36 protein-coding genes are annotated in these 25301 nt (G+C 43.8%); 28 read left to right on the forward strand and 8 right to left on the reverse strand.

What is annotated here, in order from left to right; translation table 11 throughout:
- Window positions 1-5: 5 nt before the first annotated feature.
- From rpsC to rplQ, 23 genes are all read left to right on the forward strand, one after another.
- Window positions 6-740 (forward strand): 30S ribosomal protein S3, encoded by a 735-nt coding sequence (gene rpsC / locus CI959_RS11040; protein WP_005853974.1) that lies wholly within the window; start codon window positions 6-8, stop codon window positions 738-740.
- Between the two features lie 20 nt (window positions 741-760).
- Complete coding sequence (gene rplP, locus CI959_RS11045; protein ID WP_005853976.1) at window positions 761-1195, forward strand: 50S ribosomal protein L16; 435 nt, start codon at window positions 761-763, stop codon at window positions 1193-1195.
- Between the two features lie 5 nt (window positions 1196-1200).
- Window positions 1201-1398, forward strand: coding sequence for a 50S ribosomal protein L29 (gene rpmC, locus CI959_RS11050; RefSeq protein WP_005853979.1), 198 nt, complete (start codon window positions 1201-1203; stop codon window positions 1396-1398).
- A gap of 9 nt (window positions 1399-1407) precedes the next feature.
- Window positions 1408-1665, forward strand: a complete 258-nt coding sequence (gene rpsQ, locus CI959_RS11055) for a 30S ribosomal protein S17 (RefSeq protein WP_005853980.1) — start codon at window positions 1408-1410, stop codon at window positions 1663-1665.
- A gap of 1 nt (window position 1666) precedes the next feature.
- A complete protein-coding gene (gene rplN, locus CI959_RS11060; protein WP_005853982.1) occupies window positions 1667-2032 on the forward strand; it encodes a 50S ribosomal protein L14 in 366 nt (121 codons plus the stop codon).
- A 19-nt stretch (window positions 2033-2051) separates the two neighbouring features.
- Window positions 2052-2372, forward strand: a complete 321-nt coding sequence (gene rplX / locus CI959_RS11065) for a 50S ribosomal protein L24 (RefSeq protein ID WP_005853984.1) — start codon at window positions 2052-2054, stop codon at window positions 2370-2372.
- Window positions 2372-2929, forward strand: a complete 558-nt coding sequence (gene rplE / locus CI959_RS11070) for a 50S ribosomal protein L5 (RefSeq protein ID WP_005853986.1) — start codon at window positions 2372-2374, stop codon at window positions 2927-2929. The genes rplX and rplE overlap by 1 nt, the downstream gene beginning before the upstream one ends.
- A gap of 6 nt (window positions 2930-2935) precedes the next feature.
- Complete coding sequence (gene rpsN / locus CI959_RS11075) at window positions 2936-3205, forward strand: 30S ribosomal protein S14 (RefSeq protein ID WP_005853988.1); 270 nt, start codon at window positions 2936-2938, stop codon at window positions 3203-3205.
- 58 nt (window positions 3206-3263) lie between these two features.
- The gene (gene rpsH / locus CI959_RS11080) at window positions 3264-3659 is read left to right on the forward strand and encodes a 30S ribosomal protein S8 (RefSeq protein ID WP_005634758.1); all 396 of its coding nucleotides are present in this window, start codon (window positions 3264-3266) and stop codon (window positions 3657-3659) included.
- A 16-nt stretch (window positions 3660-3675) separates the two neighbouring features.
- A complete protein-coding gene (gene rplF / locus CI959_RS11085) occupies window positions 3676-4227 on the forward strand; it encodes a 50S ribosomal protein L6 (protein WP_005853990.1) in 552 nt (183 codons plus the stop codon).
- A gap of 21 nt (window positions 4228-4248) precedes the next feature.
- Window positions 4249-4593 (forward strand): 50S ribosomal protein L18, encoded by a 345-nt coding sequence (gene rplR, locus CI959_RS11090; RefSeq protein WP_005853992.1) that lies wholly within the window; start codon window positions 4249-4251, stop codon window positions 4591-4593.
- Complete coding sequence (rpsE, locus tag CI959_RS11095; protein ID WP_008773758.1) at window positions 4593-5111, forward strand: 30S ribosomal protein S5; 519 nt, start codon at window positions 4593-4595, stop codon at window positions 5109-5111. Before rplR ends, rpsE begins: the two co-directional genes overlap by 1 nt.
- Before the next feature lie 18 nt (window positions 5112-5129).
- The gene (gene rpmD, locus CI959_RS11100) at window positions 5130-5306 is read left to right on the forward strand and encodes a 50S ribosomal protein L30 (RefSeq protein WP_005853996.1); all 177 of its coding nucleotides are present in this window, start codon (window positions 5130-5132) and stop codon (window positions 5304-5306) included.
- 29 nt (window positions 5307-5335) lie between these two features.
- Window positions 5336-5782 (forward strand): 50S ribosomal protein L15, encoded by a 447-nt coding sequence (gene rplO / locus CI959_RS11105; protein WP_005853999.1) that lies wholly within the window; start codon window positions 5336-5338, stop codon window positions 5780-5782.
- Between the two features lie 3 nt (window positions 5783-5785).
- Window positions 5786-7126, forward strand: coding sequence for a preprotein translocase subunit SecY (secY, locus tag CI959_RS11110; protein WP_005854004.1), 1341 nt, complete (start codon window positions 5786-5788; stop codon window positions 7124-7126).
- A gap of 4 nt (window positions 7127-7130) precedes the next feature.
- Window positions 7131-7916, forward strand: a complete 786-nt coding sequence (map, locus tag CI959_RS11115; RefSeq protein ID WP_005867121.1) for a type I methionyl aminopeptidase — start codon at window positions 7131-7133, stop codon at window positions 7914-7916.
- Between the two features lie 10 nt (window positions 7917-7926).
- Complete coding sequence (gene infA, locus CI959_RS11120; RefSeq protein ID WP_005854007.1) at window positions 7927-8145, forward strand: translation initiation factor IF-1; 219 nt, start codon at window positions 7927-7929, stop codon at window positions 8143-8145.
- Between the two features lie 13 nt (window positions 8146-8158).
- Entirely contained in the window at window positions 8159-8275 is a 117-nt protein-coding gene (gene ykgO, locus CI959_RS11125; protein WP_005645768.1) for a type B 50S ribosomal protein L36, read from the forward strand.
- Window positions 8276-8310: 35 nt separating this feature from the next.
- Window positions 8311-8691, forward strand: a complete 381-nt coding sequence (gene rpsM, locus CI959_RS11130) for a 30S ribosomal protein S13 (protein WP_008779937.1) — start codon at window positions 8311-8313, stop codon at window positions 8689-8691.
- 11 nt (window positions 8692-8702) lie between these two features.
- Window positions 8703-9092, forward strand: coding sequence for a 30S ribosomal protein S11 (gene rpsK, locus CI959_RS11135; RefSeq protein WP_005634781.1), 390 nt, complete (start codon window positions 8703-8705; stop codon window positions 9090-9092).
- 123 nt (window positions 9093-9215) lie between these two features.
- Entirely contained in the window at window positions 9216-9821 is a 606-nt protein-coding gene (gene rpsD, locus CI959_RS11140) for a 30S ribosomal protein S4 (protein ID WP_005854012.1), read from the forward strand.
- Between the two features lie 12 nt (window positions 9822-9833).
- Window positions 9834-10826: a DNA-directed RNA polymerase subunit alpha gene (locus tag CI959_RS11145; protein ID WP_005854014.1), complete on the forward strand. Its 993-nt coding sequence runs from the start codon at window positions 9834-9836 to the stop codon at window positions 10824-10826.
- Between the two features lie 7 nt (window positions 10827-10833).
- Window positions 10834-11319, forward strand: coding sequence for a 50S ribosomal protein L17 (gene rplQ, locus CI959_RS11150; protein ID WP_005854016.1), 486 nt, complete (start codon window positions 10834-10836; stop codon window positions 11317-11319).
- A gap of 166 nt (window positions 11320-11485) precedes the next feature.
- Here rplQ and CI959_RS11155 read toward each other — a convergent pair whose 3' ends face one another.
- On the reverse strand, window positions 11486-11968 hold the full coding sequence (locus CI959_RS11155) for a hypothetical protein (protein ID WP_005854018.1): 483 nt from the start codon (window positions 11966-11968) through the stop codon (window positions 11486-11488).
- Between the two features lie 215 nt (window positions 11969-12183).
- On the opposite strand from CI959_RS11155, the gene eno reads away from it, so the two are divergent.
- Entirely contained in the window at window positions 12184-13467 is a 1284-nt protein-coding gene (gene eno / locus CI959_RS11160; RefSeq protein WP_009275567.1) for a phosphopyruvate hydratase, read from the forward strand.
- Window positions 13468-13599: 132 nt separating this feature from the next.
- Here the strand turns inward: eno and CI959_RS11165 are convergent, their stop codons facing one another.
- Both CI959_RS11165 and CI959_RS11170 read right to left on the reverse strand, forming a co-directional pair.
- Complete coding sequence (locus CI959_RS11165; RefSeq protein ID WP_008779938.1) at window positions 13600-13953, reverse strand: DUF4907 domain-containing protein; 354 nt, start codon at window positions 13951-13953, stop codon at window positions 13600-13602.
- A complete protein-coding gene (locus CI959_RS11170; protein ID WP_005854023.1) occupies window positions 13940-14941 on the reverse strand; it encodes a kelch repeat-containing protein in 1002 nt (333 codons plus the stop codon). The genes CI959_RS11165 and CI959_RS11170 overlap by 14 nt, the downstream gene beginning before the upstream one ends.
- Before the next feature lie 271 nt (window positions 14942-15212).
- Between CI959_RS11170 and CI959_RS11175 the strand changes: the two genes are divergently transcribed.
- Complete coding sequence (locus CI959_RS11175) at window positions 15213-16529, forward strand: DUF4270 family protein (RefSeq protein WP_009017973.1); 1317 nt, start codon at window positions 15213-15215, stop codon at window positions 16527-16529.
- On the forward strand, window positions 16516-17721 hold the full coding sequence (locus CI959_RS11180) for a hypothetical protein (RefSeq protein ID WP_057317376.1): 1206 nt from the start codon (window positions 16516-16518) through the stop codon (window positions 17719-17721). The genes CI959_RS11175 and CI959_RS11180 overlap by 14 nt, the downstream gene beginning before the upstream one ends.
- Here CI959_RS11180 and CI959_RS11185 read toward each other — a convergent pair whose 3' ends face one another.
- From CI959_RS11185 to CI959_RS11195, 3 genes are all read right to left on the reverse strand, one after another.
- Window positions 17722-18159 carry a LytTR family DNA-binding domain-containing protein gene (locus CI959_RS11185; protein ID WP_008773747.1) on the reverse strand — a complete coding sequence of 146 codons (438 nt, stop codon included), beginning with the start codon at window positions 18157-18159 and terminating at the stop codon, window positions 17722-17724.
- Between the two features lie 123 nt (window positions 18160-18282).
- Window positions 18283-19044 carry a LytTR family DNA-binding domain-containing protein gene (locus CI959_RS11190; RefSeq protein ID WP_036618389.1) on the reverse strand — a complete coding sequence of 254 codons (762 nt, stop codon included), beginning with the start codon at window positions 19042-19044 and terminating at the stop codon, window positions 18283-18285.
- Window positions 19041-20222, reverse strand: a complete 1182-nt coding sequence (locus CI959_RS11195) for a sensor histidine kinase (RefSeq protein WP_005867144.1) — start codon at window positions 20220-20222, stop codon at window positions 19041-19043. Before CI959_RS11195 ends, CI959_RS11190 begins: the two co-directional genes overlap by 4 nt.
- Before the next feature lie 117 nt (window positions 20223-20339).
- Here CI959_RS11195 and CI959_RS11200 point away from each other — a divergent pair, with 117 nt between their 5' ends.
- Both CI959_RS11200 and CI959_RS11205 read left to right on the forward strand, forming a co-directional pair.
- Window positions 20340-22028, forward strand: a complete 1689-nt coding sequence (locus CI959_RS11200; RefSeq protein WP_253282339.1) for a LuxR family transcriptional regulator — start codon at window positions 20340-20342, stop codon at window positions 22026-22028.
- A 125-nt stretch (window positions 22029-22153) separates the two neighbouring features.
- Complete coding sequence (locus CI959_RS11205; RefSeq protein WP_057317378.1) at window positions 22154-24223, forward strand: outer membrane beta-barrel protein; 2070 nt, start codon at window positions 22154-22156, stop codon at window positions 24221-24223.
- Here the strand turns inward: CI959_RS11205 and CI959_RS11210 are convergent.
- Together CI959_RS11210 and rplS are read right to left on the reverse strand one after the other, a co-directional pair.
- Window positions 24130-24489: a DUF3791 domain-containing protein gene (locus tag CI959_RS11210; protein ID WP_008779946.1), complete on the reverse strand. Its 360-nt coding sequence runs from the start codon at window positions 24487-24489 to the stop codon at window positions 24130-24132. The two genes, CI959_RS11205 and CI959_RS11210, sit on opposite strands and share 94 nt — an antisense overlap.
- A gap of 385 nt (window positions 24490-24874) precedes the next feature.
- Window positions 24875-25222 carry a 50S ribosomal protein L19 gene (gene rplS, locus CI959_RS11215; RefSeq protein WP_005854040.1) on the reverse strand — a complete coding sequence of 116 codons (348 nt, stop codon included), beginning with the start codon at window positions 25220-25222 and terminating at the stop codon, window positions 24875-24877.
- Window positions 25223-25301: the final 79 nt, after the last annotated feature.

Raw genomic sequence — 25301 nt, forward strand, 5'->3', positions numbered from 1 at the left:
TGTAGATGGGACAAAAGGTTAATCCGATTAGTAATCGTTTAGGAATTATCCGTGGTTGGGATTCCAATTGGTATGGCGGTAAGAATTACGGGGATACTTTGCTGGAAGATAGCAAAATCCGTAAATATTTGAATGCCCGTCTTGCAAAAGCTAGTGTATCTCGTATCGTTATTGAACGTACGCTTAAGTTGATCACGATCACTGTTTGTACGTCACGTCCGGGTATCATCATCGGTAAAGGTGGTCAGGAAGTTGATAAGTTGAAGGAAGAGTTGAAGAAGATCACTGATAAAGAAGTGCAGATCAACATCTTCGAGGTGAAGAGACCTGAATTGGACGCTGTTATCGTAGCAAACAACATCGCACGTCAGCTTGAAGGTAAAATCGCATATCGTCGTGCGGTAAAGATGGCTATCGCCTCTACCATGAGAATGGGCGCCGAAGGTATAAAGATTCAAATCTCTGGTCGTTTGAATGGCGCTGAAATGGCTCGTTCGGAAATGTATAAGGAAGGAAGAACTCCGTTGCACACTCTTAGAGCAGATATCGACTATGCTTTGGCTGAGGCCTTGACAAAAGTTGGTTTGCTGGGTGTTAAGGTTTGGATCTGCCGTGGTGAGGTTTATGGCAAGCGCGATCTTGCTCCTTCTTTCACTGCTGCCAAGGAGACAGGCCGTAGAAACGACAATGCCGGTGGCAACAGAGACAAGAACTTCAAGAGAAAAAGAGCTAATCGTTAAACGTTAGAATTTAAGTAGAGATGTTACAACCAAAGAAAACCAAGTTCAGAAGACAGCAGAAAGGTCGCATGAAGGGCGAAGCTCAACGTGGCAACCAGCTGGCCTTCGGTTCTTTTGGAATAAAGTCATTAGAGAATAAATGGATTACCGGTCGTCAGATCGAGGCTGCCCGTATCGCCGTTACACGTTATATGCAACGTCAGGGGCAGGTTTGGGTTCGTATCTTCCCGGATAAGCCAATCACGAAGAAGCCTGCAGAGGTTCGTATGGGTAAAGGTAAAGGTAATCCTGAGGGATTTGTTGCGCCTGTTACTCCGGGTCGTCTGATTTTCGAGATCGAAGGTGTTCCCTTTGATATCGCTAAGGAAGCGTTGCGCCTTGCCGCACAAAAACTTCCGGTTACAACCAAGTTTGTTGTGAGACGTGATTATGACATGCAAAATCAAAATGCGTAATTGTTATGAAGATTGCAGAAATTAGAGAACTAAGCACGAAAGAGTTGCTAGAGAGAGTAGATGCAGAGGTTGCGGCCTATGATCAGAAGAAGATTAACCATAGCATCTCGCCTATGGATAATCCTTCTCAGATTAAACAGCAACGCAGATTGATTGCGCGCATGAAAACAGAATTGCGCCAGAGAGAACTTAACAACAAATAATTGAGCCTGATGGAAACTAGAAATTTAAGAAAAGAAAGAACGGGCGTGGTAACGAGCAACAAGATGGATAAAAGCATCACGGTTGCCATTAAATGGAAGGAAAAACACCCCATTTATGGAAAGTTCGTTAATAAGACGAAGAAATATCATGCTCACGACGAAAATAACGAATGCAACATTGGCGATACCGTAAAGATTATGGAGACTCGTCCTTTGAGCAAGACTAAAAGATGGAGATTAGTTCAAATAATCGAAAGGGCTAAGTAAGATGATACAACAAGAATCAAGACTAGTAGTAGCAGATAACAGTGGAGCTAAGGAAGCTTTGTGTATCCGTGTTTTGGGCGGAACGAGAAAGCGTTATGCCACTGTAGGTGATGTGATCGTAGTAGCAATCAAAAGCGTAATCCCAGCTAGCGACGTTAAGAAGGGTGCTGTTTCTAAGGCTATCATCGTTCGTACTAAGAAAGAGATCCGCCGTCCGGATGGTTCTTATATCCGTTTCGATGATAACGCTTGCGTATTATTGAATGCCGGTGGCGATATCCGTGGTAGCCGTATCTTCGGTCCGGTTGCCAGAGAGCTTCGTGCAACAAACATGAAAATTGTATCACTTGCACCTGAAGTGCTTTAATCTCGTAAAATTTAAAGTAATGAGTAAATTACATATCAAAAAAGGCGATATAGTATTTGTTAATGCCGGCGAGGACAAAGGTAAGACAGGTCGTGTTTTACAGGTACTTGTAAAAGATAATCGTGCGATTGTCGAAGGTATTAATGTGGTATCAAAGCATACCAAGCCTAATGCGAAGAATCCTCAAGGAGGAATCGAAAAGAAGGAAGCTCCTATTCATCTTTCTAACCTTAACGTGGTTGACCCGAAATCTGGTAAAGCTACACGTATCGGCCGTAAGTTGAATGAGAAGGGTGCTTTAGTGCGTTATTCTAAAAAATCAGGGGAGGAAATTAAGTAATGAGCAATACTGCCAGTCTTAAGAAAGAATACCAAGACAGAATTGTTCCTGCCTTAACGAAGGAGTTCGGTTACAAATCCGTGATGCAGGTACCTGTTTTGAAGAAAATCGTGATTAATCAGGGATTAGGTATGGCTACGGCTGACAAGAAGATCATCGATATCGCTATCAGCGAGTTGTCTACGATCACCGGTCAAAAAGCTGTCGCTACCGTATCTAAAAAGGATATCTCTAACTTTAAGTTGCGTAAGAAGATGCCGATCGGTGTGATGGTGACATTACGTCGTGAGCAGATGTACGAGTTCTTGGAGAGACTTGTTCGTGTCGCTCTTCCTCGTATCCGCGACTTCAAGGGAATTGAGAGTAAGTTAGACGGAAGAGGCAATTATACACTCGGTATTCAGGAACAAATCATTTTTCCTGAAATAAATATCGATAATATTACCAAAATATTGGGAATGAATATTACCTTTGTGACCTCTGCGAAAACAGACGAAGAAGGTTATGCTCTTTTGAGAGAATTTGGATTGCCTTTTAAAAACGGAAAAAAAGACTAAGTAGTTATGGCTAAGGAATCAATGAAGGCCCGTGAGGTTAAAAGAGCAAAGCTTGTTGCTAAGTATGCCGCTAAAAGAGCTCAGCTTAAGGCAGAAGGTAACTATGAGGCTTTGCAGGCTTTACCTAAAAATGCTTCTCCTGTACGTTTGCACAACCGTTGCAAGATTACAGGACGTCCGAAAGGGTATGTACGCCAGTTCGGTATTTCTCGTATCCAATTGCGTGAAATGGCATCTAATGGTTTAATCCCGGGTGTAAAGAAAGCAAGTTGGTAAGAGTTTTTTTAGTTTAAATATTGTCCGGGTGGCCGGATCAATTTAATTAATTATTTATATGACAGATCCTATTGCAGATTATTTGACAAGATTGCGTAACGCAATCAAAGCGAAGCACAGAGTTGTTGAGGTGCCGGCGTCAAATTTAAAGAAAGAGATCACTAAGATCCTTTTCGACAAGGGCTACATTCTTAATTTTAAGTTTGTAGAGGATGGTCCTCAAGGTACGATCAAGATCGCCTTGAAGTATGACCTAGTAAACAAAGTTAATGCGATTAAGAAACTTGAGAGAGTTTCTACGCCCGGTTTGCGTAAGTACACTGGTTACAAAGAAATGCCGAGAGTATTGAATGGTTTAGGTATTGCTGTTCTTTCTACTTCTAAAGGTGTGATGACTGACAAAGAGGCCCGCGATCTGAAGATCGGTGGCGAGGTATTATGTTACGTTTATTAATTAGGAGGGAAGAAGAATGTCAAGAATAGGAAAATTACCAATTCATGTACCGGCTGGTGTTACAGTTACAATTAAGGATAATGTAGTAACAGTTAAAGGCCCTAAAGGTGAACTTGTACAGGAAGTGAATCCTGATATTAACGTTACTTTGGAAGACGGAGTTATCCATTTAACAAGACCTACTGATGATAAGAATCATCGTGCGTTACACGGTTTGTATCGTTCTTTGATCAACAACATGGTTGTTGGCTGCTCAGAGGGATATAAGAAGGAGCTTGAGTTAGTAGGTGTTGGTTACCGTGTTTCAAATACAGGTCAGTTATTGGATCTTTCTTTAGGTTATACTCACAATATCTATTTGCAGTTGCCGAAGGAAGTGAAAGTTGAGACGAAGTCTGAGAGAAATAAGAACCCTCTTATTATCCTTGAATCGGCTGACAAACAATTATTAGGTCAGATTTGTGCGAAGATCCGTTCATTCAGAATGCCTGAACCGTATAAAGGTAAGGGTATTAAGTTCGTGGGTGAAGAGATTCGCAGAAAGTCTGGTAAGTCAGCAGGTAAGTAATCTACGTAAACTGAAATTATCATGACAACGAAGCTAGAAAGAAGATTAAAAATAAAAGCAGGCGTACGCGGCAAAATCTCAGGAACTACTGAGCGTCCGCGCCTGACTGTGTTTAGAAGCAACAAGCAAATCTACGCACAGGTGATAGATGATACTACAGGCAAGACTTTAGCCGCTGCTTCATCTTTGAAATTAGATGTTAAGGCTCCGAAAAAGGAGATCGCTGCTAAGGTTGGTGAATTAATCGCTAAAGGCGCTCAGGAAGCTGGCGTTCAGACAGTGGTTTTCGACCGTAATGGTTACCTGTATCACGGGAGAATTAAAGAATTAGCAGATGCTGCACGTAACGGCGGCCTTAAATTTTAATGAAGATGGCAAATAATAGAGTTAAATCGACCAACGACTTAGAGTTGAAGGACAGACTGGTTGCAATCAACCGTGTAACTAAGGTTACAAAAGGTGGACGTACATTCAGTTTTGCTGCTATCGTTGTAGTAGGAAACGAGGATGGTATCGTTGGCTGGGGATTAGGTAAAGCTGGTGAGGTAACGACAGCTATCGCTAAAGGTGTAGAAGCTGCTAAGAAGAACTTGATCAAGGTTCCGGTACACAAAGGTACGATCCCTCACGAACAATTAGCTAAATTCGGTGGTGCTCAAGTGCTGATTAGACCGGCATCTCACGGTACCGGTGTTAAGGCTGGTGGTGCTATGCGTGCCGTATTGGAGAGCGTAGGTATTACAGACGTTTTGGCAAAATCTAAAGGTTCTTCCAACCCTCATAACTTGGTGAAAGCTACTATCGCTGCGCTAGGTGAGTTGAGAAGCCCGTTCGATGTTGCTCAGAACAGAGGTGTTGCTGTTGAAAAAGTATTTAGAGGTTAATTAGGGGGGGATAAGTTTATGGCGACTATTAAAGTAAAGCAAGTTAAAAGTAGAATTAAATGCCCGAAAGACCAAAAGAGAACGCTTGACGCACTAGGGCTGAGAAAGATGAACCAGATTGTAGAGCATGAAGCTAATCCGGCGATCTTAGGTATGGTTGAGAAAGTGAAACATTTGGTTTCTGTAGAAAAGTAATAATTGGTTGAAAAAATAAATTATACGATATGAATTTATCAAATTTAAAACCGGCTGAAGGATCTACCAAGACCAGAAAAAGAATCGGACGTGGTCCGGGTTCAGGATTAGGCGGAACTTCAACAAGAGGTCATAAAGGTGCCAAGTCTAGATCTGGCTACAAGAACAAGATTGGTTTCGAAGGTGGTCAGATGCCTATTCAAAGACGTTTGCCTAAATTCGGTTTCAAGAATATTAACCGTGTAGAATATAAAGCTATTAATATCGATACTTTGCAACAAATGGCAGAGGCTAAGCAATTGACTAAGATTGGTATTAATGAATTGATGGAGGCTGGTTTCATCTCTTCTTCTCAAGTGGTTAAAATTCTTGGTAACGGTAGCTTGACCGCTAAGTTAGAGGTTGAGGCTCACGCTTTCTCTAAGAGCGCAGAGGCAGCTATCCAAGCCGCAGGTGGAACAGTCGTTAAACTCTAAGTCATGAGAGCTGTTGAAACAATCAAGAATATCTGGAAGATTGAGGATCTGAGAAATCGGATCCTCACCACTCTTTTATTGGTGGCTATATACCGTTTTGGTACGTATGTAGTGCTTCCGGGTATCGATCCCAAAGCGTTAACCGCTTTACAGGAGCAGACAAGAGGCGGATTGCTTGCACTGTTGGATATGTTCTCAGGTGGAGCCTTTTCTAACGCATCTATTTTTGCGTTGGGAATCATGCCATATATCTCCGCTTCAATTGTTATGCAGTTGTTAGCCATCGCAGTTCCTTCTTTCCAAAAATTGCAGAGAGAGGGTGAGAGTGGCCGTAGAAAAATCAATCAGTGGACTCGTTACTTGACGATAGCGATCTTGTTATTCCAAGGTCCTACTTACTTGGTGAATTTAAGCGTTCAGCTTAAGGCTGCCGGCGCTGCTTTACCGGGTGGTATTTGGTTCACGATCTCATCTACGATCATCTTGGCTGCGGGAAGTATGTTTATCTTATGGCTAGGTGAAAGAATTACAGATAAAGGTGTTGGAAATGGTATTTCATTTATCATTTTAGTTGGTATTATAGCCCGTCTGCCGCACTCTTTGTTCCAAGAATTCGTTTCTAGAACAAGTGAGAAAACCGGTGGTCTGGTTATGTTCTTATTTGAGATGTTGTTCCTTTTGCTTGTTATCGCTGGTGCGATCTTATTGGTACAAGGTACTCGTAAGGTCCCCGTGCAATATGCGAAAAGAATTATCGGTAATAAACAATATGGTGGCGCGCGTCAGTATATCCCTCTGAAGGTGAATGCCGCTAACGTAATGCCTATCATCTTCGCTCAGGCGATCATGTTTATTCCTATCTCAATTGTAGGTTTCTCTAGTACGGGAGAGCAGAGCGGTTTTTGGGCTGCTTTCATGGATAATACGGGATTTTGGTACAACTTCGTGTTTGCGGTGTTGATTATCCTGTTTACGTATTTCTATACGGCTATTACGATCAATCCGACCCAGATGTCAGATGATTTGAAGAGAAACAATGGTTTTATTCCGGGTGTGAAACCGGGTAAGAATACCAAAGACTATCTGGATACCATTATGGACCGTATTACTTTGCCGGGTGCTTTTTTCCTTGCGTTGGTTGCTATCATGCCCGCTTTCGCTAGAATTGCCGGTGTAAGTATGGAGTTCTCCCAATTCTTTGGTGGTACATCTTTGTTGATTTTGGTTGGTGTGGTGTTGGATACATTGCAGCAAGTTGAAAGTCATTTGCTAATGCGTCATTATGACGGTTTGTTGAAGTCAGGAAGAATTAAAGGCCGTACAGGCTCTGTTGCCGCTTATTAATAGAATGATCTATTTAAAGACAGATGAAGAGATTGAGTTGATGCGTGAGGCTAATCAACTGGTAGGTAAGACACTTGGCGAGGTAGCTAAGCATATTGTCCCCGGAGTCTCCACACTTCAACTTGATAAGATTGCGGAAGAGTTCATTAGAGATAATGGTGCTGTTCCGGCTTTTTTGGGATATGGTGGTTTCCCTAATTCAATATGTGCCTCAGTGAATGATCAGGTGGTGCATGGTATTCCTTCTTCTAAGATGATCTTGAAAGAGGGTGACGTGATCTCTGTGGATTGTGGGACGATATTGAATGGTTTTGTCGGTGACTCCGCTTACACTTTCTGTGTAGGTGAGGTTGCGCCGGAAGTGAAGAAATTGTTGAAAGCGACGAAGGATTCACTTTATTTAGGTATCCAATGTGCTGTTGAAGGTCACCGTTTGGGTGATATCAGTAATGCGATTCAGACTTATTGCGAGTCTCAAGGTTACTCTGTCGTAAGAGAGCTGGTGGGACATGGTATAGGTCGGAAAATGCATGAGGAACCGGAAGTGCCTAATTATGGCAGACGTGGATGCGGACCGTTATTGCGTAACGGAATGTGTATCTGCATCGAGCCGATGATCAACATGGGAAGCAAGAACGTTGCATTTGAGAAAGACGGATGGACGGTTCGCACAAAGGACAGAAAGCCTTCTGCTCATTTCGAGCATTGTATCGCTATACGTCCGGATGGTCCCCAGATCTTATCTTCATTTAAGTTTTTAGAGGAAGTTCTAGGAGAAAACGCAATTTAATTGGATTTATATGGCTAAACAATCAGCAATAGAGAAAGATGGAGTAATTGTAGAAGCATTGTCAAACGCGATGTTTCGTGTAGAATTGGAGAACGGACATGAAATTACCGCTCATATCTCAGGAAAGATGCGTATGCATTACATTAAGATCCTTCCGGGGGATAAGGTAAGAGTAGAAATGTCTCCGTATGATCTATCGAAAGGTAGAATTGCTTTTAGATACAAATAAAATTAAACACGATATGAAAGTAAGAGCATCTTTAAAGAAGCGTACACCTGAGTGCAAGATAGTAAGAAGAAAGGGTCGCTTATACGTAATTAACAAGAAAAATCCTAAGTATAAACAACGTCAAGGATAATTTATTATTTTTGCAAAATAATCTAAGTAAGTAATATGGCTATAAGAATAGTTGGTGTAGACTTGCCACAAAATAAAAGAGGAGAAATCGCTTTGACTTATATCTATGGTATTGGTCGTAGCGCTGCAAAATCCGTATTAGATAAGGCTGGGGTTGATCGTGATATCAAAGTTAAGGATTGGACAGACGATCAAGCCGCAAAAGTTCGTGAAGTCATTGGCGCTGAGTACAAGGTTGAAGGTGACCTTCGTTCAGAAGTTCAGTTGAACATCAAGCGTCTGATGGATATTGGTTGCTACAGAGGTGTTCGTCACCGTGTTGGTCTGCCTTTGAGAGGCCAAAGCACAAAGAACAACGCTCGTACTCGTAAGGGTAAGAAGAAAACTGTTGCAAATAAGAAAAAAGCTACTAAATAATAAGAGTTAATATGGCAAAGAAAACAGTCGCAGCAAAGAAGAGAAACGTAAAAGTTGACGCTTACGGTCAAGCTCATATTCATTCTTCTTTTAACAACATTATTGTGTCTTTAGCGAATAGCGAAGGACAAGTAATCAGCTGGTCTTCCGCTGGTAAGATGGGATTCAGAAGCTCTAAGAAGAATACTCCTTATGCAGCTCAGATGGCAGCACAGGATTGCGCTAAAGTAGCTTATGATCTTGGTTTAAGAAAGGTGAAAGTATTCGTTAAGGGTCCGGGTAACGGTCGTGAGTCTGCTATCAGAACGATCCATGGCGCAGGTATCGAGGTAACAGAAATCGTTGATGTTACACCGCTTCCTCATAACGGATGTCGTCCTCCGAAAAAGAGAAGAGTATAATTAATTATAGTTTCTTAAACATTGAATCCGGAATTGTGAATAGATTGCATATTGACCTTATCCTCTCTGTAATCGCGGCTGCACGGTTCCAGATTCAAACAGAACATTTAAAAAAATAAAAAAATGGCAAGATATACTGGACCAAGAACAAGAATTGCCCGTAAGTTTGGTGAGGCAATATTCGGTGCGGATAAAGTTCTTTCTAAGAAGAACTATCCTCCTGGACAACATGGTAACTCCAGAAAAAGAAAGACTTCTGAATACGGTATCCAGCTTCGTGAGAAGCAAAAAGCAAAATACACTTATGGCGTATTGGAGAAGCAATTTAGAAACTTATTCGAAAAAGCTTCACGCTCTAAAGGTATTACCGGTGAGGTGCTTCTTCAATTGTTAGAAGGCCGTCTTGACAATGTGGTTTATCGTTTGGGTATAGCCCCGACAAGAGCCGCAGCTCGTCAGTTGGTTTCTCATCGTCACATTACAGTAGACGGAAGTGTTGTAAACATTCCTTCTTACTCTGTAAAACCCGGTCAGGTTATTGGTGTTAGAGAAAAATCTAAATCCATGGAGGTTATTGCCGACGCATTGTCAGGTTTCAATCACAGCAAATATCCTTGGATTGAGTGGGATCAGTCCTCAATGAGCGGAAAATTACTGCATCTGCCGGAAAGAGCTGACATTCCTGAAAACATTAAAGAGCAGTTGATCGTAGAATTGTATTCTAAATAATAATTGATTTCCATGGCGATATTAGCATTTCAAAAACCCGATAAAGTATTAATGTTGGAAGCGGACAATTTCTTCGGAAAGTTTGAATTTCGTCCGTTGGAACCCGGCTATGGTATTACAATAGGTAATGCTTTACGTCGTATTCTCCTGTCGTCACTTGAAGGTTTTGCTATTACATCCATTAAGATCGACGGGGTTGACCATGAATTTGGTACAATCCCGGGTGTTATCGAGGATGTGACAAACATTATCTTGAATCTGAAGCAAGTTCGTTTCAAGCATATCGTAGACGACATCGAGAATGAAAAAGTGAGTATTACTGTTTCGGGTTCGGAAGTGTTCAAAGCCGGTGATATTGGTAAGCAACTGACTGGATTCGAGATATTGAATCCTGATTTGGTTATTTGCCGCTTGGATCCGACCGCAAGTTTCCAGATTGAATTGACTATTAATAAAGGTCGCGGTTATGTACCCGCAGATGAGAACAGAGACCCGAACGCAGATATACATGTGATCGCTATCGACTCTATCTTCACTCCGATACGTAACGTAAAATATTCAATCGAGAACTTCCGTGTTGAACAGAAGACGGACTACGAGAAGTTGGTTCTTGAAATAGCCACAGATGGTTCTATTCATCCGAAGGAAGCGTTGAAGGAAGCAGCGAAGATTCTGATTCATCATTTCATGTTGTTCTCAGATGAAAAGATTGCGATCGAGACAGCGGATACTGAAGGCAATGAAGAGTTCGATGAAGAAGTACTTCATATGCGTCAGTTGCTTAAGAGCAAGCTGGCTGATATGGACCTTTCCGTTCGTGCATTGAATTGCTTAAAGGCCGCAGATGTTGAAACACTAGGTGAGTTGGTTAAGTTCAATAAGAATGATTTGTTGAAATTCCGTAACTTCGGTAAAAAGTCGCTCACTGAACTTGATGAACTGCTTGAGAGCTTGAACCTTTCATTCGGTATGGATATCACAAAATATAAATTAGATAAAGAGTAAGTAAACGATGAGACATAATAAGAAATTCAATCATTTAGGTCGTACAAATACTCACCGTGACGCAATGCTTTCGAATATGGCTTGTTCTTTGATCAAGCATAAGAGAATCTTTACTACGACAGCAAAGGCAAAAGCGCTACGTAAGTATGTAGAACCACTTATCACGAAGTCTAAGGAGGATACAACTCACTCTAGACGTGTGGTATTTAGCAATTTGCAAGACAAATTTGCTGTAACAGAGTTGTTCAAGGAAATTGCTCAGAAGATCGGTGATCGTCCGGGTGGTTATACCAGAATTATCAAGACTGGTAACCGTTTAGGTGACAACGCAGCTATGTGCTTTATTGAGTTAGTAGACTATAACGAAAATATGTTGAAGGATACAGCCGCTAAGAAAGCTCCTAAAACAAGACGTTCTCGTAAAAAAGCAACAGCATCGGTTGCAGAAGCTCCTACAGCTGAAGCAGCTAGCGAGGAAAAAGCAGCTGAATAAGCAAGTTTTTTATAATCATATAAGAAAAGCGATTCGTACACACGGATCGCTTTTTTTGTTGAGGTATAGTGCAAATATAGCAGTGTAAAGAAATATGAAGTTTATAATTGTTTTTATTGTATGCTTTGAAGAGCCTCCTGCGCTACCTTATTAGAAGGATCGATCTCTAAGACCTTATTCCAGTATATTTTTGAATTGTCCAGATCTTTTTGAGGTAATAGAAATAGCCCAGATAACGATAGTATTCGGCTAGTTTCACTGCTTTTGAGAGATTCTCTAAAGATGGTTCATATTGCTGAGTCGCATTTAATAAGCGGTCTTGGTATAAATAATCTTGCCAAATGAACTTTCCATTAGGCGTGTTGAAAAATCCAGAGGTTTGTTGTATGCCATTATCATAATCTTTCGTCTCGAAAGCGTTGTACAAATTCAGACGTTGCGGTAAGAAATTATCCGGTTCAGTGGAAAGCCCTTTTGCGATGACTTCTCCATCCTCTTGATCAAAAGAGTATCCGGTATGGTGATTATCATCAATATGATCTTCACAAGAAGAGCACAGGCAAGCTTTATATTCCGGAGGGACAGATGCGGTATCCGCATAAATGAACTCCCCTTTGCCAAACAGCAGGAATAAATCTAGAAGAGTCAATAGTGGTAAGTACCTTTTTCATCTTAGTATGAGTATATTCTTTCATAAACAACAAAAGCTTTTTTTGAAAGGTTTAGGCAAATAGTAAAAATCATCTATTAAAAGATTGAAAAACTCGATAGGCTTCCGCAAACATTCCTTGCTTGGCTATTGTTATATTTGTGAAAAAGAAAAGTAAGACATCATTGAACAACTAATAAAACAAATATAGTAATATGGAAATTGTAAAAGTAGTAGGTAGAGAGATACTTGATTCACGTGGTAACCCGACAGTAGAAGTAGACGTACATTTGGCTTCCGGCGCATTCGGTCGTGCGGCTGTACCTTCTGGCGCCTCTACCGGTGAGAACGAGGCTATCGAGTTACGCGATGGCGATAAGAATCGCTACGGTGGCAAAGGCGTTCTCCGTGCCGTGGATAATGTAAATAAGGTAATCGCTCCCGCCATTTTAGGAATGAGCGCCTTGAATCAAAGAGAGATAGACCATAAGTTGCTGGATTTGGATGGTACAAAGACAAAATCAAATCTAGGAGCTAACGCTATGTTAGGTGTATCGCTTGCCGTAGCGAAGGCAGCGGCTAATTATCTGGATCTGCCTTTATATCGTTATATCGGTGGAACAAATACCTACGTGTTGCCGGTTCCTATGATGAACATTATCAATGGAGGTTCTCACTCCGACGCTCCGATCGCTTTTCAGGAATTCATGATTCGTCCGGTAGGTGCGAAGAGTTTCCGTGAGGGGCTTCGTATGGGCGCAGAGGTTTTCCATGCGTTGAAGAAAGTATTGCACGATCGTGGCTTGAGCACGGCTGTAGGTGATGAGGGCGGTTTCGCTCCGGCATTGGATGGTACGGAAGATGCCTTGAATTCTATTATGGCCGCTATCAAAGCCGCTGGATATGAGCCGGGCAAGGATGTGACGATAGCCATGGATTGCGCTGCTTCCGAGTTTTATCACGATGGTGTTTATGATTATACGGAATTCGAGGGTGAGAAAGGCGCTAAGCGTAACGCCCAGCAACAAGTCGCTTATCTGAGTGAGTTGGTGAACAAATACCCGATTGATTCTATCGAGGATGGTATGGACGAGAATGACTGGGCCGGTTGGCAAATGCTAACCTCCACGCTAGGCGGAAAATGCCAGTTGGTAGGTGATGACCTATTCGTTACAAACGTAGAGTTCTTGAAGAAAGGTATCGAGAAGGGTTGCGCGAACTCCATCTTGATCAAGGTAAACCAGATCGGTACATTGAGCGAGACATTAGACGCTATCGAGATGGCCCACCGTAATGGCTATACATCCGTGACTTCCCACCGTTCCGGTGAGACAGAGGATGCTACGATCGCCGATATCGCCGTAGCTACCAACAGCGGACAAATCAAGACCGGCTCCTTAAGCCGTTCCGATCGTATGGCGAAATACAACCAGTTGCTTCGTATCGAGGAGGAATTGGGTTCCTTGGCTGTTTATGGTTATAAGACTTATAAGAAGTAATTTTCATTATTTGCTTGAGAAATGGGGGAGTTCACCTATCAAGGTGGACTCCCTTTTTCTTTTTAGTGGAAAAAACGAAGCAAACCTACTAATCAATAGCCAGCCTGCTCCAAACATTTAATGATTATAAATCTATTGCCCTAAATAAGAGAGTGAATGTTGTATCTCTTCTCTAGAGACCGAGAAGTTCCTGTTCCCGGCCAATTTATTTAATACGAGTGTGCCTATGTTTTCTGCGCTTTCCTTATCCGGGAACGCAATTACCGTATCAATAGAGGGAATGGTGGGTTGGTAAATCAACACCTTTCCGTTCATCCTAATCTGGTACCCCCAGCCATCCCCCGATTGAAATGTTTGCAACTCCAGTTGCCGCCCGGGAGAAGACCCCATTTCTTCACCCCGGAAAAAAGATAAATAAAACAGTAATACCGGCAGTACCACTAGGCCCGGTACGAACCAAGCCCGTCCTTTCTTAGTATTCATCATCGTCATATTCATTCGGGTGAAATTCCCAAATATCATCAAATTGAGTGGTACCACTTTTGCCGGATACTACGAATCCTTTCTCGCCAGAGGAGAAAGATGCTGTCGCCGTACGGGCAGTTCCCTTGAATTTAGCTACGTTTTCCCATAGATCGGTGGCCGGATAATATTTCCAAGTGTCGCTACGTAGGCTTCCGCTCTCACCGCAAGTCAGATAAGCGGCTCCATCAATCACGAAAGCAACCCCGTTCGTACGTGTGATCGTATAATCATCGTCATAATCCTCGTCCGAGGAATCCGATATATCCCTAAGTTGGGTCCATGATTCCGTGCTGGGATCGAATTTCCAGAAATCGTCTACATATTCGCCGTTATTTTGTCCGCAACATACATAAGCGATTCCATTTATCACGAAGCTGGTAGCGCCCTGACGCTTTGTCCCGCCGATACTGATCGTTTGCGTCCAGCTATTTGCCACCGGATTAAAGGCATAAAAGTCTTTTAGGTAATTCCCGTCGTATCCGCATCCGATATACGCTTTACCGTTTACCCCGAAGGCCACGGCTCCATATCGGCCCGAGCCGGGGAAATCCGCTTTCTGTGCCCACGTATTGGTGGTCGGGTTAAATTCCCAGAAGTCGTTCAAGTAATTGGTACCGTCGTATCCGGTTCCCAGATATCCCTTTTCATCTACCGCCATAGCTACGGCCGAATTGCGGGCGGTTCCGGGAAAGTCCGCCTTTTGCGTCCAAGTATCTCGTTCCATATCATATTCCCAACAATCCGATAAACGATTTTTTCCGTCGTTTCCGCAAATCAGATATCCTTTGTTACCGATCGTGAAAGAGGAGGCGTAATTTCGCGCCAATCCGTCCATGTCAGAGACACGGTACCACTTACCGATCAAATCATCGTCATCGTCATCACTGCAAGCGCTGATGATGACAGGAAGAAAAGCGATCAAGAATACAAGAATCCTTTTGTGTATCATTCTAACTACGTATTTTGTTTTTACGGAAGCAAAAGAACGAGGGTTTTACGAGACCCACAAATTAAATCGGTAAACATACGGTTTTTATCGGTGAATAAGCCGGATTGATAGGTTAGGGCCTCGAATGGTTTTGAAATCGGTTTCATCTTCAGTATCGGGCCGTTTACAGAGGAAACCGGTGGGTTCATGGGTTTATCTTGCCGGGTTTTGCACTAAATACGTTCTTTGCCATCGGATTGATAAAAGATTATTCGCTTATTAAATAAGAAGTATGGTTAGAACATTCTTTGCTTTGGGGGGCTTGATGCTCTGTCTGGGACTGTTTTCCTGTTATGACGAGAACGGTACGTATGGCAGCGATCTGGTGGACTCCGCTTTCCGTAACGTTCGTATAGATACCAGCACGGTCGTAGTGACCTCGGTATTGATCGACTCGTTGGAGACATCTGGTAAGAACGTCGCTTTGGTAGGCCGGTACAAACATTCATTATGGGGAGTCGTCTCGTCGCATAGCTTTATCGCTTATGAAAGACCTAGCTATGGGACTGATCCGGACGAGACGGTCGTACTGGACTCGCTAGTCCTGTCTCTCGCTTTCGACGGTCGCTTTGTAGGAGACACGACCCTCCAACAAACCCTCTCGATTTATCAGCTAACGGAGAAGATCGTCTTAAACGATAACGGGTATTTATATAATAATAGCAGTGTCTCTTACGCTCCCGAGGCTTTGGCGGTCTGCTCATTTAAACCGAAGCCGAAGGGGGGGGAGAAACTGGAAGTCCGTCTTCCCGATGCGCTAGGGCAAGACCTCTTGTCCCGTTTTCATGCGCAGGATCAAGCGGTGTCCGAGGAGCGCTTTGAGGATTATTTCAAAGGGGTGGCGATCGTGCCGGACTTGGCGGGAAGCGAGTCTCTGCTGACTTTCACGGTAGCCGATTCCTCCGCCGCTTTAGTCCTGCATTATCATTTGTCCGATGAGCTTTCCACAGAGAAGGAATTATGGTTCTTCCCGAATACGGATACCCAGTTCAATCATATTGACCATGACCGTAGTGGAACGGATATGGCAGGATATCCGATGAAAGGAGTGGAGATACCTTCGGCCGAGCTTGGTAACCGGGGCGTATTATTCGGAGGCTTGGGTTGGTATACCCGTCTGGAATTCCCGTATTTGAATAATCTGATGCAACAAGGCACGCAAGTGGAGATTGAGAGCGCTTTACTTAAGATTTATCCCGAGCAAGGCACTTATTCGGATTACAATACCTTGCCGGACAGCCTCTACCTATATATCGCCGATGAGAATAATGTAGTGACGGATGCCGTGACCGATTATCTCGGTTCCGAGGTTCAACGAGGTACGCTATCGGAAGACAATACGTTTAACGAGAACACCTATTATTATTTCGACGTGACTCAATTCATGCAAGAGGAGCTAGGTGCCTTTGGCATGTATAAGCATAATCTTCAGTTGGTTTTTAATAGTGATGATTACACCGGTACGTTCAAGAACTTGACGTTTAACGATCAGGGAGGACGTAACCCGGTCACTCTACAACTCATTTATAAGGTCTATGAAAGTTACTAGATACCTTCTTTACCCTTGCCTCTTGATGGCGGCAAGCGCATCCGCGCAGAATACGATGACTTCCTCGCCTTACTCGATGTTTGGACTGGGTGAGATGGCTTCCGGTTTATATGGTCAAAATACCTCGATGGCGGGTGTCACTGTCGGCATGCGGGAAGGGATGCTGATGAATATAGAGAATCCAGCCGGATTGACGGCGTTGGATAGTTGTAAGTTGTTCGCTGAGGCATCTGCCTTCGTGAAGAATGAACGATACCGCTCAGACGGGAGCTCTAGCAGCGCATTCACCGGGAATTTCTCCGCTTTCTCATTGGGAGGGCGTATCATGCGACGGTGGTATATGTCCGTCGGGGTAACTCCTTATAGTTTCGTTGGGTATTATTTTAAGTCCTCGCAAGAGTTGGAAGGATCTCCCGGAACCTTTGTAACCAGTACGTTTTCGGGGACAGGCGGGCTTTCCAAGGCTTTCCTTTCTCAGGGATTTTTATTGACCAAGCATCTATCGGTCGGTATGAATCTTAATTTTATCTTTGGAAATATGACGCAGAATGAGATACAAAGTGCGATGACAGTGTCAAGGGAGATGTCCGGCCGCTCTTTTTACGCCGATTTCGGTTTACAATATCATCGTCCGATCGCCCGGGAAACCTTTCTAACGGTCGGCGCCATTTACGGCTATAAGCAACGGATCTCATTGAAAAACACGGTGACGGTGACGGGAAGCAGCACGGAAACCCCCTATAACCAGAAAAGGGTGACACAATATCTACCTCAATATATAGGTATCGGTAGCTCATTGGCGCATAAGAAATGGACGTATGCGTTGGACTATCTGTTCCGGCAATACGGGGTATTGAACTCGGGCGATAGCCGGGTAAAGTTCCGGGATTCGCATGAGCTACGCTTGGGCGTATGCTATTTCCCGAATGGATTTAGCTCCAGCAGTTATTGGAAACGGATGTCTTATAAAGCGGGTGTTTCCGTTTCCACGCCTTACCTGCGGTTGAAAGGGCAATCCGGCGGGGCGTATCGGGTAAGCGTCGGCTTGGGGTTACCCGTCTTGAATGGCCGTATCAATACGGCGTTTTATTACGATCGTCTCCAATTGCAAGGGAATGCGTTGCGAAGGGATATCATGGGCTTTACGGTGACCTATACATTAAGCGAGAAGTTTTATCAAGTGAAACTTTAGTTACTCTTGAAGAGACAGTTTATTCATCAAGGCTGGCAGGTACGAGTCGCTGATAGGGATCAGTTCCTCGCCGATACGTATCCGCTTGCGCTCGATATAATTAATGTGGGAGAGGGATACGATGTAAGAGCGATGTACCCGGCAAAAACGATTCCTGTCCAGAAACTCCTCGAACCGCTTCAAGCTGACTTGCGTGAGCAGGGGCTTGCCATTGATACGGTGTACCTTTACATAATCGCCGTACCCCTCGAGGAAAAGGATCTCTTCCCGGCGGAGGCGGATGATCTTGCTGCCCTCCCGGACGAAGATGGGGCGTTCTGTTTGCTCCTTGCTCAGCGCTTGGTGGACATCGGCCAAAGCCTTGTCCAGTTTCTCGAAATATCCCATGAGCGTGTTCAGGGTCGAGGTGTCTCCGTCGAAAGTGATACATTTCAGCATAGTGTTTTTATCTTTATTTGTTGTACCGCAAAATAACAGGAAAGTTCGGTAAAGAAAGGTTAAGCGCCGATTAGTGGTATAATCGGGTCGGTGAATCGCCTTACGGGAGGGGGTGAAAAGACATTATTCCTCTTCCCTCAGAATCCATTTCTTGAAGACCGGGGTCTTGGTTTTGCTAATGATAATACGTTCGGGGACAGGTAAAGTGAGGTTGACGGACAGGCGGCTCCCGAACCAAAGATCTATATCCTTGATGGCATTGCGTGAAATGATGAATTGACGGTTGGCCCGGAAGAAAAGCCTCTCGTCCAGTTGCTCTCCCAACGCGTCGAGGGTACGGTCTACGGGATGTTGTTTTCCGTCGAAGGTATAGGCGGTAACTTTCTCGTTGGCCGTATAGAAATAAAGGATCTCCTCAACTGGTAACGGATAGAATTTATCGGCCAGCATGATCAATAAGCTCTTGATCGTGTGGCGACTCTGGATTGTACGGTTCGTTTGCCGGATATGCGCCAGCCTTTCCTCGGTATCGAACAGCCGTAATTTATTCAAGGCCCTTTCCAGCGAGGCCAGCGTGACAGGTTTCAGTAAATAATCGATACTGCTTACTTGAAAAGCCTGTAACGCATACTCATCGTAAGCGGTCGTGAAGACTACCGGGGCATCTATCTCCACCTGCTCGAATATCTTGAACGCCGATCCATCCGCTAAATGGATATCCATGAAGATGATATCCGGATGAGGCGATGTCCGGAAAAACTCCACGCTCTCTTCGATACTCTCCAGCTCGGCGATCACCTCGATCGGGGTAACCGTATTTTGCGCTAGGATCGCCTTTAAGCTATTAACGGCGGTAGTCTCATCTTCTATAATAACTGCTTTCATGAGTGAATGGGTTTATTAAGTAAAGGAAGCGTGACCTTGAAATATTCCTTGCGGTTGGAGATCTGGATGTCCTTTCCGGTAAGCATCCGGTAGCGCCCCCATAGGTTCTTCAATCCGATACCGCTACCTTTGCTATCTTCCGACTTAGGATGTATTTTATTGGATATGATTAGTTTGTCCTCATGGGTGGTATAGATATCGATCTGTAGCGGGTATTGCTTGCTGATAACGTTGTGCTTTACGGCGTTCTCGATCAAGGGGAGTACGCTCAATATCGGCAGATACCAAAGTAAGTAAGGGGTATCCGCTTGGATGGAGAAGAATAGTTTTCCCTCGTAGCGCACGCTCAGCAGATAGGTATACGCCTTTACGAATTGAAGTTCTTCCGCTAGCGTAACCAGCTCTTTCTTGTTGCTTTGCAAGATATACCGGAAGACGTTGGATAGCTCATCCAGATAAGCCAACGTCTGTTGTTTTTCTCCGCTCTGTATCAAGGCGTTCAATCCATTTAAGGAGTTGAAGAAGAAATGTGGGTTGATTTGTCCCATCAAGGCGTTATAGGAATTCTGTAACTTCTCGGTCTTCAATTGTTCATATTCCAGTTTCATTTGTTGCTTGCTGCTTAACAGGCGGATTAGTACGGAACTTAGCATAACCGTAAGGAAGACGAAAAGATGCTCCGTCATGAAAGAGTTAGGGACCGTGAAAGGCTTGGGAGGTACCGGTATGCCCCGGCGTTCGGCAGACCTGATGGTTTGCGTAGCCATCCTGCCCCGGTCGATGCGGATCATGATATCCTGGGTAGCTGGCTGGGGCCCATCTTCCCCAAGCCATTCTACGAAAATGGCCGTGTACAAAACCGGCGATAGATGAAACATGCCGTAGGCGATGCTGATACAAGTTACGCAAACCAGCAATACCCTTTTATACTCTTTCCTGCGGAAAAGCTTGTCCCCGAGCTTATACATCAAGCTGTTGACAATAAATAAGATGAAGGAGAACACGAAGAACCAGATTAGCAAATAATACATGGTGCGATCCGGAGGCTGGATACCCATGCTCGGGTTTCCGGTCTCGAACTCATATTTACGCATCAGAAGGGCGAAGTTCACGAAAATACTAAGCAAGACGGATATCGTGAAGCCGATCAATAAGTCGTTTCTTTTTAATTGTAACATAGATAAACCCTTTGTCTGCTTACAAAGATAGGGCTTCCTTATCCGAGCGGGAAAAGGAATCGACGAAACGGATAAAAATATCGGTGAATCGCCCGGGCTTCCGAAAATAATGTACCTTTGCCGGAAATTAGGATCTCTGTCGCTATGACGAAATGGTTTGTCTACATATTTCTGGCCAGTGTCTGCCTGTTGCTTTCCTGTGGCGGTAAATCCGTCCGGGAAAAATTTGCGGAGGCGGACCGGTTGGTAAACGAGAATAACTTAGATAGCGCTGCCTGGCTGCTGGAGGAACAAATAACGCTTTCCGCTCTTTCGGATAGCGATAAGGCAGAGTATGGACGGAGGCTCGCTTGGCTTCATCTCTTGCAGGGGCGCAGCTTAGTGAACGACTCGCTCATCGACTACTCAGTGGATTATTATAAGGAGCATGCCTCGGAGCCTTTACTTTCCGCTTATTTCGTAAAGGCTATTTATATGGGTGATTCCCGGAAGGGGTTGGAACAAAGACGTGCTTTGTACCGAGAGGCGATAGATTCCGCTTATTCCCGTTCGGATTCGACCTACCTTGTACGTTTTTATGACCGATTGACTTCCTTGAGCTTTGGTGAGGGGTTGTATCGGGAAACGATCGCAGACTCGAAGGAATGGGAAGCCTCGCCAAAAGCTGGATTTAAGGAGATGGCCTATTATATGGCCGGGTTGAGTTATAGCCGCTTGCGAATGAGGGACTCGGCGGATTATTATCTTCGTTTGGCCGCGGACTCGGCCTTGGCTAAGAATATCGAATGGTATGCCCATCATTTTGCCCGTAATTATGCGGATTTCTTGTATGATTTTAATCCCAAGGCTTCTATCAGCTATTTACGTTTGTTGGAAGAACGATATCCGGAGCGAGAGACCCCGGGATCCTATGTTATGCCTTGGATCAATCTAGGGGAATTGGATTCTGCCCGGAAGTATATCGAGAAGAATACGTTAGGCTTGGAACTTAGTCACAGTGATGATATAGCCTCGCATGCGCTGAATTATGCCTATCAATTTATATTGGGCGTAAAGGAAAATAAACCGGTGGATATTTCCCGATTAGGGCAATATTGCGATTCTTTGTATACCGTGAAATCCCAAACGGAGAAGGCTGAGCGGGAACGATTGGTCGATCAAAATCGTTTACGCCGAGAAAATCTTCGCTTGGAGATGAGCCGGCAGCATACGTTCTCTATCTTGGTGATCGTTTCTTTGCTTTCCATATTGGTAGCTGGTGGAGTTTTCTTATATATCCGTAACCGAAGGAACCGTTTGATTGATATGGAGGAGCGTTTGGAAGCCTTGCGTCAGCTCTTGAACGAGTCCAAGCAATCCGTAGCGGAGGAGGAGAAACCCGATAGTGCCTTTTTCCGTAAGGTCTTGTTGCAGCAATTGGGTGTTATCCGCTTGATGGCGACTACTCCCACGCAACAAAATAAGGAATTGCTCCAGCAAATGACTCGTATCACGAATGAGGATGTCCCGGTAGATACGCTTTTGGTATGGGATGACCTGTATCCGATTATCGATGCGGTCTATGATAATTTCCATACGCATCTGGTCCGATTGTCTGATGGGCGTTTGCTGGAAAAAGAAATCCAGCTTTGTTGCTTGCTATGCGCCGGCTTCTCTACCAAGGAAATCAGTGTAGTCACCCAACAAAGCGTCCGTACGATCTATCAGCGCAAGACGGACATCCGCCATAAGCTGGGTATGGACGAGAAAGAGGATATCATCGGCAATATAAGTGCTCAAACGGCAAATATAAACTTTTCTCTCTAAGTCGTTTGCTAATACTTTGTAAATCAGTGTATATGCATAATGCCTTGCACTTTAGTTTCTTGCCTGTATAAATCGATTTTAGCTGTTTCCCTCCTTACATTTGTCTCGAATCAAATTTGAATTTTATGAGAAGACAAGTATTATTTGTGGGATTGATTTGCGTTGCCTTTTTGGTAAACGCACAAGAGGAGAAAACGATCGATTTGGATGAGGTTACCATTCAAGCCTCTTCGATTATAAGGAAGAAAGACCGTCAACTTATATTCCCCTCTAAAGACCAAGTGCAGCGCTCGATGGATGGCTTGGATTTGACAAGGCGGATGTCCTTACCTCGTCTATGGGTAGATCCGAATACGAAAAGTATCTCTATGGCGAATGGAAACGTTCAGTTGCGTATAAATGGCGTGTTGGCTTCTTCCTTAGAAGTCGCAGCCCTCTCGCCGGAGGATATCAAACGGGTGGAATATCACGATAACCCCGGCTTGCGATATGGGGAAGGAATCGATATCGTCTTGGATTATATAACGATCAAGCGGACTTCCGGAGGAAATCTCGGCGTGGATTTAAGCCATCAATTAAACACGTTTTGGATGGCAGATTATATATATGGTAAGTATAACCGAGGACGTTCGGAGTTCTCTTTATCCAGCTTTGCGAACGGACACCGGTATAAAGAGGCATGGCAAGACCGGAAGGAAATCTTTCATACCCCAGATGGTACCTTCCAGCGAACACAGGAAGGAATCCCCGGGAGGGATTATGAGATGTATTGGACTACGACGGCGAATTATAACTACACGAAGGATGATGATTATTTCTTGAACGCTAAGCTGAATTTTTATTATTATGACTATCCGCATAACTATAGCAGTGCCCTTTTAAGGAATAGCGAGAGCAAGATGACGACCGATCTTATCGATAATAATAAATCCTTGAATACCCGTCCCTCGCTCGACTTGTATTATTTCCGGAAATTACCACGTAAACAATCATTGGCTGTCAATGTCGTGGGAACTTATTCGAATACCGATAGCCGTCATACCTACCGGGAAGAACTGGAAAGTATTCCTTTGACAGATATTTATACGAAAGTAGATGGAAAGCGCTATTCGGTAATCGGAGAGGGTATCTACGAGAAAGAGCTAGAGACCGGTCGCATTTCCGCCGGTTTGAAACATACGCAGGCTTATACGGACAACGTATATTCCGGTTCCGGTGATTATACGACCCATATGACGGAATCTGAATCGTATATGTATGCGCAATACGTAGGAACTTGGAAGAAGTTGGTTTATAACGTAGGTTTGGGCGCCTCCCGTAATTATCTATCGCAAGAAAACTCGGGCTCTTATAATCGGTGGTATTTCCGCCCGCAGGTAACACTTACTTATACTATCAATGAGGTATTATCCGCTCGTTATCGGTATACCCTGCGCAATGTAAACCCATCCTTGTCTGAGTTGAGTAACGTGGAGCAATGGATTGATTCCTTACAGGTTCGTAGAGGTAATCCGGGTCTATCCCCTTTCTTATATCATAACAACGCCGTGGAATTTCATGTGAATACGGCAAAGGTCAAGGCCGGCTTTACTTTCTCTTACCAATACCAGCCCCGCATAGTCATGGAAGAGACCCTGTATGACGTTAGCCGGGGACTTTTTATCCGTACCTACGATAACCAACGGAGTTTCCATCGTTTTACGCCGGAACTGTATTTGAATTATTCACCCTTCGGCGATTATCTGCGCATGAATATCTCCGGAGGCTTGAACCATTTCCAATCGAATGGAAATAGCTATTCGCATACATACACGGATCCCTTCTATGTGATCTCTTTGAATAGCGATGTGAAGAACTTTAATTTTAACCTGTTGATTTATAAGAGAAGCTATAGTTTTTCGGGTGAGACCAGTCGTGAGGCCGATCGTTTTAATAGGTTGGGTATCGGTTATAGAATCGGGAAGGTTCAGTTAAGCGCTTCTTTCTCTACCCAATTTACCTCATCCGCCCGTTACCGGAGTAAGAACCATTCAGCGATCGCTCCCTATGTGACCGATCAGCGTTTTGGTGATATTTATCCGGGCTTCGAGATTGGATTCTCTTACCACTTAGATTTCGGTCGCAAATACAAATCCGTGGATCGTAAGTTGTATAATTCAGATAATGAATCGGGTATATTGAATAGTCGGAAGTAAGTTACATCTATATTGTCGATTACGTGTTCGCGGCTTTCAGTATGCAATATATTATAATTGGGTAGGATATAGTTCTCTATCATTCCTACCCGTTTCATGCGTGCGAACACCTCTTGGTAAGGCTGCCCCAATTTGCGTGCGGTTCCTTCTATACAAAAGGAAGCGAACGCTAGCTCTATTTCTGTTTGCGATAGTTCGATTTGTTTATCCATTTTTCCATGTCGCTTAGGTGGATTTGCTTCAAATGTACGTAAAAAGCGGCTCATGCGATAAAATCCGTGGATGAAATTATCTATAAATGGGAATTTCGTAGAGGTAGTACTTACTTTACCGATGAAGTATATCTCCTGTGGAACTTGAAGTATATCTCTTATAGGGAAGGGAGTGGTATCTCGTGAAAATGACTTTTGATGAACCCTTGTTTTAGAGCATATCCAAATTATCTGTCAGCGATATTCATTCATGAATCGTGGGCGACTTGGATATATGATTTCTTTCAATGCCCATTCTAAGGTTCTTATAATGCCCATCGTAAGCTCCTTTGAATGGGCATTGTTAGATGCTTACGATAGGCATTGTAAGAAACGATAAACAAAAAGCCATCCGGCATTCCGCTGGATGGCTTTTCGTATGGCAATAGAATCGGAGAGATTAGACTCTCTTTTCTTTGATTCTTGCTTTCTTACCGGTAAGGGCACGCAAGTAGTACAATTTAGCACGACGTACTTTACCGACTTTGTTAACCGTGATGCTTTCGATAAACGGAGATTCGATCGGGAAAATTCTCTCTACACCTACGTTCTCAGACATCTTACGAACTGTGAAACGTTTTTTGTCGCCGTGACCGGAGATACGGATAACAACACCGCGATACTGCTGGATACGCTCTTTGTTACCCTCTTTGATACGGTAAGCTACCGTGATCGTATCACCACTCTTGAATGAAGGAAGTTCCTTCTTCGTAGCGAACGCTTCTTCTGCAATCTTAATTAAATCCATTGTTTATAGCTTTTTAATTGTAATTTATAATGAAACGCAATTTAACGGGCTACATTTCCCGACAGAGATTACGTAAAGC

This window comes from Parabacteroides sp. AT13 (assembly GCF_002272965.1).
Lineage (GTDB): Bacteria > Bacteroidota > Bacteroidia > Bacteroidales > Tannerellaceae > Parabacteroides > Parabacteroides distasonis.

Coding starts and splice junctions, on each gene's coding strand:
- rpsC (WP_005853974.1), top strand. CDS start 6: ATGGGACAAAAGGTTAATCCGATTAGTAATCGTTTAGGAATTATCCGT.
- rplP (WP_005853976.1), top strand. CDS start 761: ATGTTACAACCAAAGAAAACCAAGTTCAGAAGACAGCAGAAAGGTCGC.
- rpmC (WP_005853979.1), top strand. CDS start 1,201: ATGAAGATTGCAGAAATTAGAGAACTAAGCACGAAAGAGTTGCTAGAG.
- rpsQ (WP_005853980.1), top strand. CDS start 1,408: ATGGAAACTAGAAATTTAAGAAAAGAAAGAACGGGCGTGGTAACGAGC.
- rplN (WP_005853982.1), top strand. CDS start 1,667: ATGATACAACAAGAATCAAGACTAGTAGTAGCAGATAACAGTGGAGCT.
- rplX (WP_005853984.1), top strand. CDS start 2,052: ATGAGTAAATTACATATCAAAAAAGGCGATATAGTATTTGTTAATGCC.
- rplE (WP_005853986.1), top strand. CDS start 2,372: ATGAGCAATACTGCCAGTCTTAAGAAAGAATACCAAGACAGAATTGTT.
- rpsN (WP_005853988.1), top strand. CDS start 2,936: ATGGCTAAGGAATCAATGAAGGCCCGTGAGGTTAAAAGAGCAAAGCTT.
- rpsH (WP_005634758.1), top strand. CDS start 3,264: ATGACAGATCCTATTGCAGATTATTTGACAAGATTGCGTAACGCAATC.
- rplF (WP_005853990.1), top strand. CDS start 3,676: ATGTCAAGAATAGGAAAATTACCAATTCATGTACCGGCTGGTGTTACA.
- rplR (WP_005853992.1), top strand. CDS start 4,249: ATGACAACGAAGCTAGAAAGAAGATTAAAAATAAAAGCAGGCGTACGC.
- rpsE (WP_008773758.1), top strand. CDS start 4,593: ATGAAGATGGCAAATAATAGAGTTAAATCGACCAACGACTTAGAGTTG.
- rpmD (WP_005853996.1), top strand. CDS start 5,130: ATGGCGACTATTAAAGTAAAGCAAGTTAAAAGTAGAATTAAATGCCCG.
- rplO (WP_005853999.1), top strand. CDS start 5,336: ATGAATTTATCAAATTTAAAACCGGCTGAAGGATCTACCAAGACCAGA.
- secY (WP_005854004.1), top strand. CDS start 5,786: ATGAGAGCTGTTGAAACAATCAAGAATATCTGGAAGATTGAGGATCTG.
- map (WP_005867121.1), top strand. CDS start 7,131: ATGATCTATTTAAAGACAGATGAAGAGATTGAGTTGATGCGTGAGGCT.
- infA (WP_005854007.1), top strand. CDS start 7,927: ATGGCTAAACAATCAGCAATAGAGAAAGATGGAGTAATTGTAGAAGCA.
- ykgO (WP_005645768.1), top strand. CDS start 8,159: ATGAAAGTAAGAGCATCTTTAAAGAAGCGTACACCTGAGTGCAAGATA.
- rpsM (WP_008779937.1), top strand. CDS start 8,311: ATGGCTATAAGAATAGTTGGTGTAGACTTGCCACAAAATAAAAGAGGA.
- rpsK (WP_005634781.1), top strand. CDS start 8,703: ATGGCAAAGAAAACAGTCGCAGCAAAGAAGAGAAACGTAAAAGTTGAC.
- rpsD (WP_005854012.1), top strand. CDS start 9,216: ATGGCAAGATATACTGGACCAAGAACAAGAATTGCCCGTAAGTTTGGT.
- CI959_RS11145 (WP_005854014.1), top strand. CDS start 9,834: ATGGCGATATTAGCATTTCAAAAACCCGATAAAGTATTAATGTTGGAA.
- rplQ (WP_005854016.1), top strand. CDS start 10,834: ATGAGACATAATAAGAAATTCAATCATTTAGGTCGTACAAATACTCAC.
- eno (WP_009275567.1), top strand. CDS start 12,184: ATGGAAATTGTAAAAGTAGTAGGTAGAGAGATACTTGATTCACGTGGT.
- CI959_RS11165 (WP_008779938.1), bottom strand. CDS start 13,953: ATGATGAATACTAAGAAAGGACGGGCTTGGTTCGTACCGGGCCTAGTG.
- CI959_RS11170 (WP_005854023.1), bottom strand. CDS start 14,941: ATGATACACAAAAGGATTCTTGTATTCTTGATCGCTTTTCTTCCTGTC.
- CI959_RS11175 (WP_009017973.1), top strand. CDS start 15,213: ATGGTTAGAACATTCTTTGCTTTGGGGGGCTTGATGCTCTGTCTGGGA.
- CI959_RS11180 (WP_057317376.1), top strand. CDS start 16,516: ATGAAAGTTACTAGATACCTTCTTTACCCTTGCCTCTTGATGGCGGCA.
- CI959_RS11185 (WP_008773747.1), bottom strand. CDS start 18,159: ATGCTGAAATGTATCACTTTCGACGGAGACACCTCGACCCTGAACACG.
- CI959_RS11190 (WP_036618389.1), bottom strand. CDS start 19,044: ATGAAAGCAGTTATTATAGAAGATGAGACTACCGCCGTTAATAGCTTA.
- CI959_RS11195 (WP_005867144.1), bottom strand. CDS start 20,222: ATGTTACAATTAAAAAGAAACGACTTATTGATCGGCTTCACGATATCC.
- CI959_RS11205 (WP_057317378.1), top strand. CDS start 22,154: ATGAGAAGACAAGTATTATTTGTGGGATTGATTTGCGTTGCCTTTTTG.
- CI959_RS11210 (WP_008779946.1), bottom strand. CDS start 24,489: ATGAGCCGCTTTTTACGTACATTTGAAGCAAATCCACCTAAGCGACAT.
- rplS (WP_005854040.1), bottom strand. CDS start 25,222: ATGGATTTAATTAAGATTGCAGAAGAAGCGTTCGCTACGAAGAAGGAA.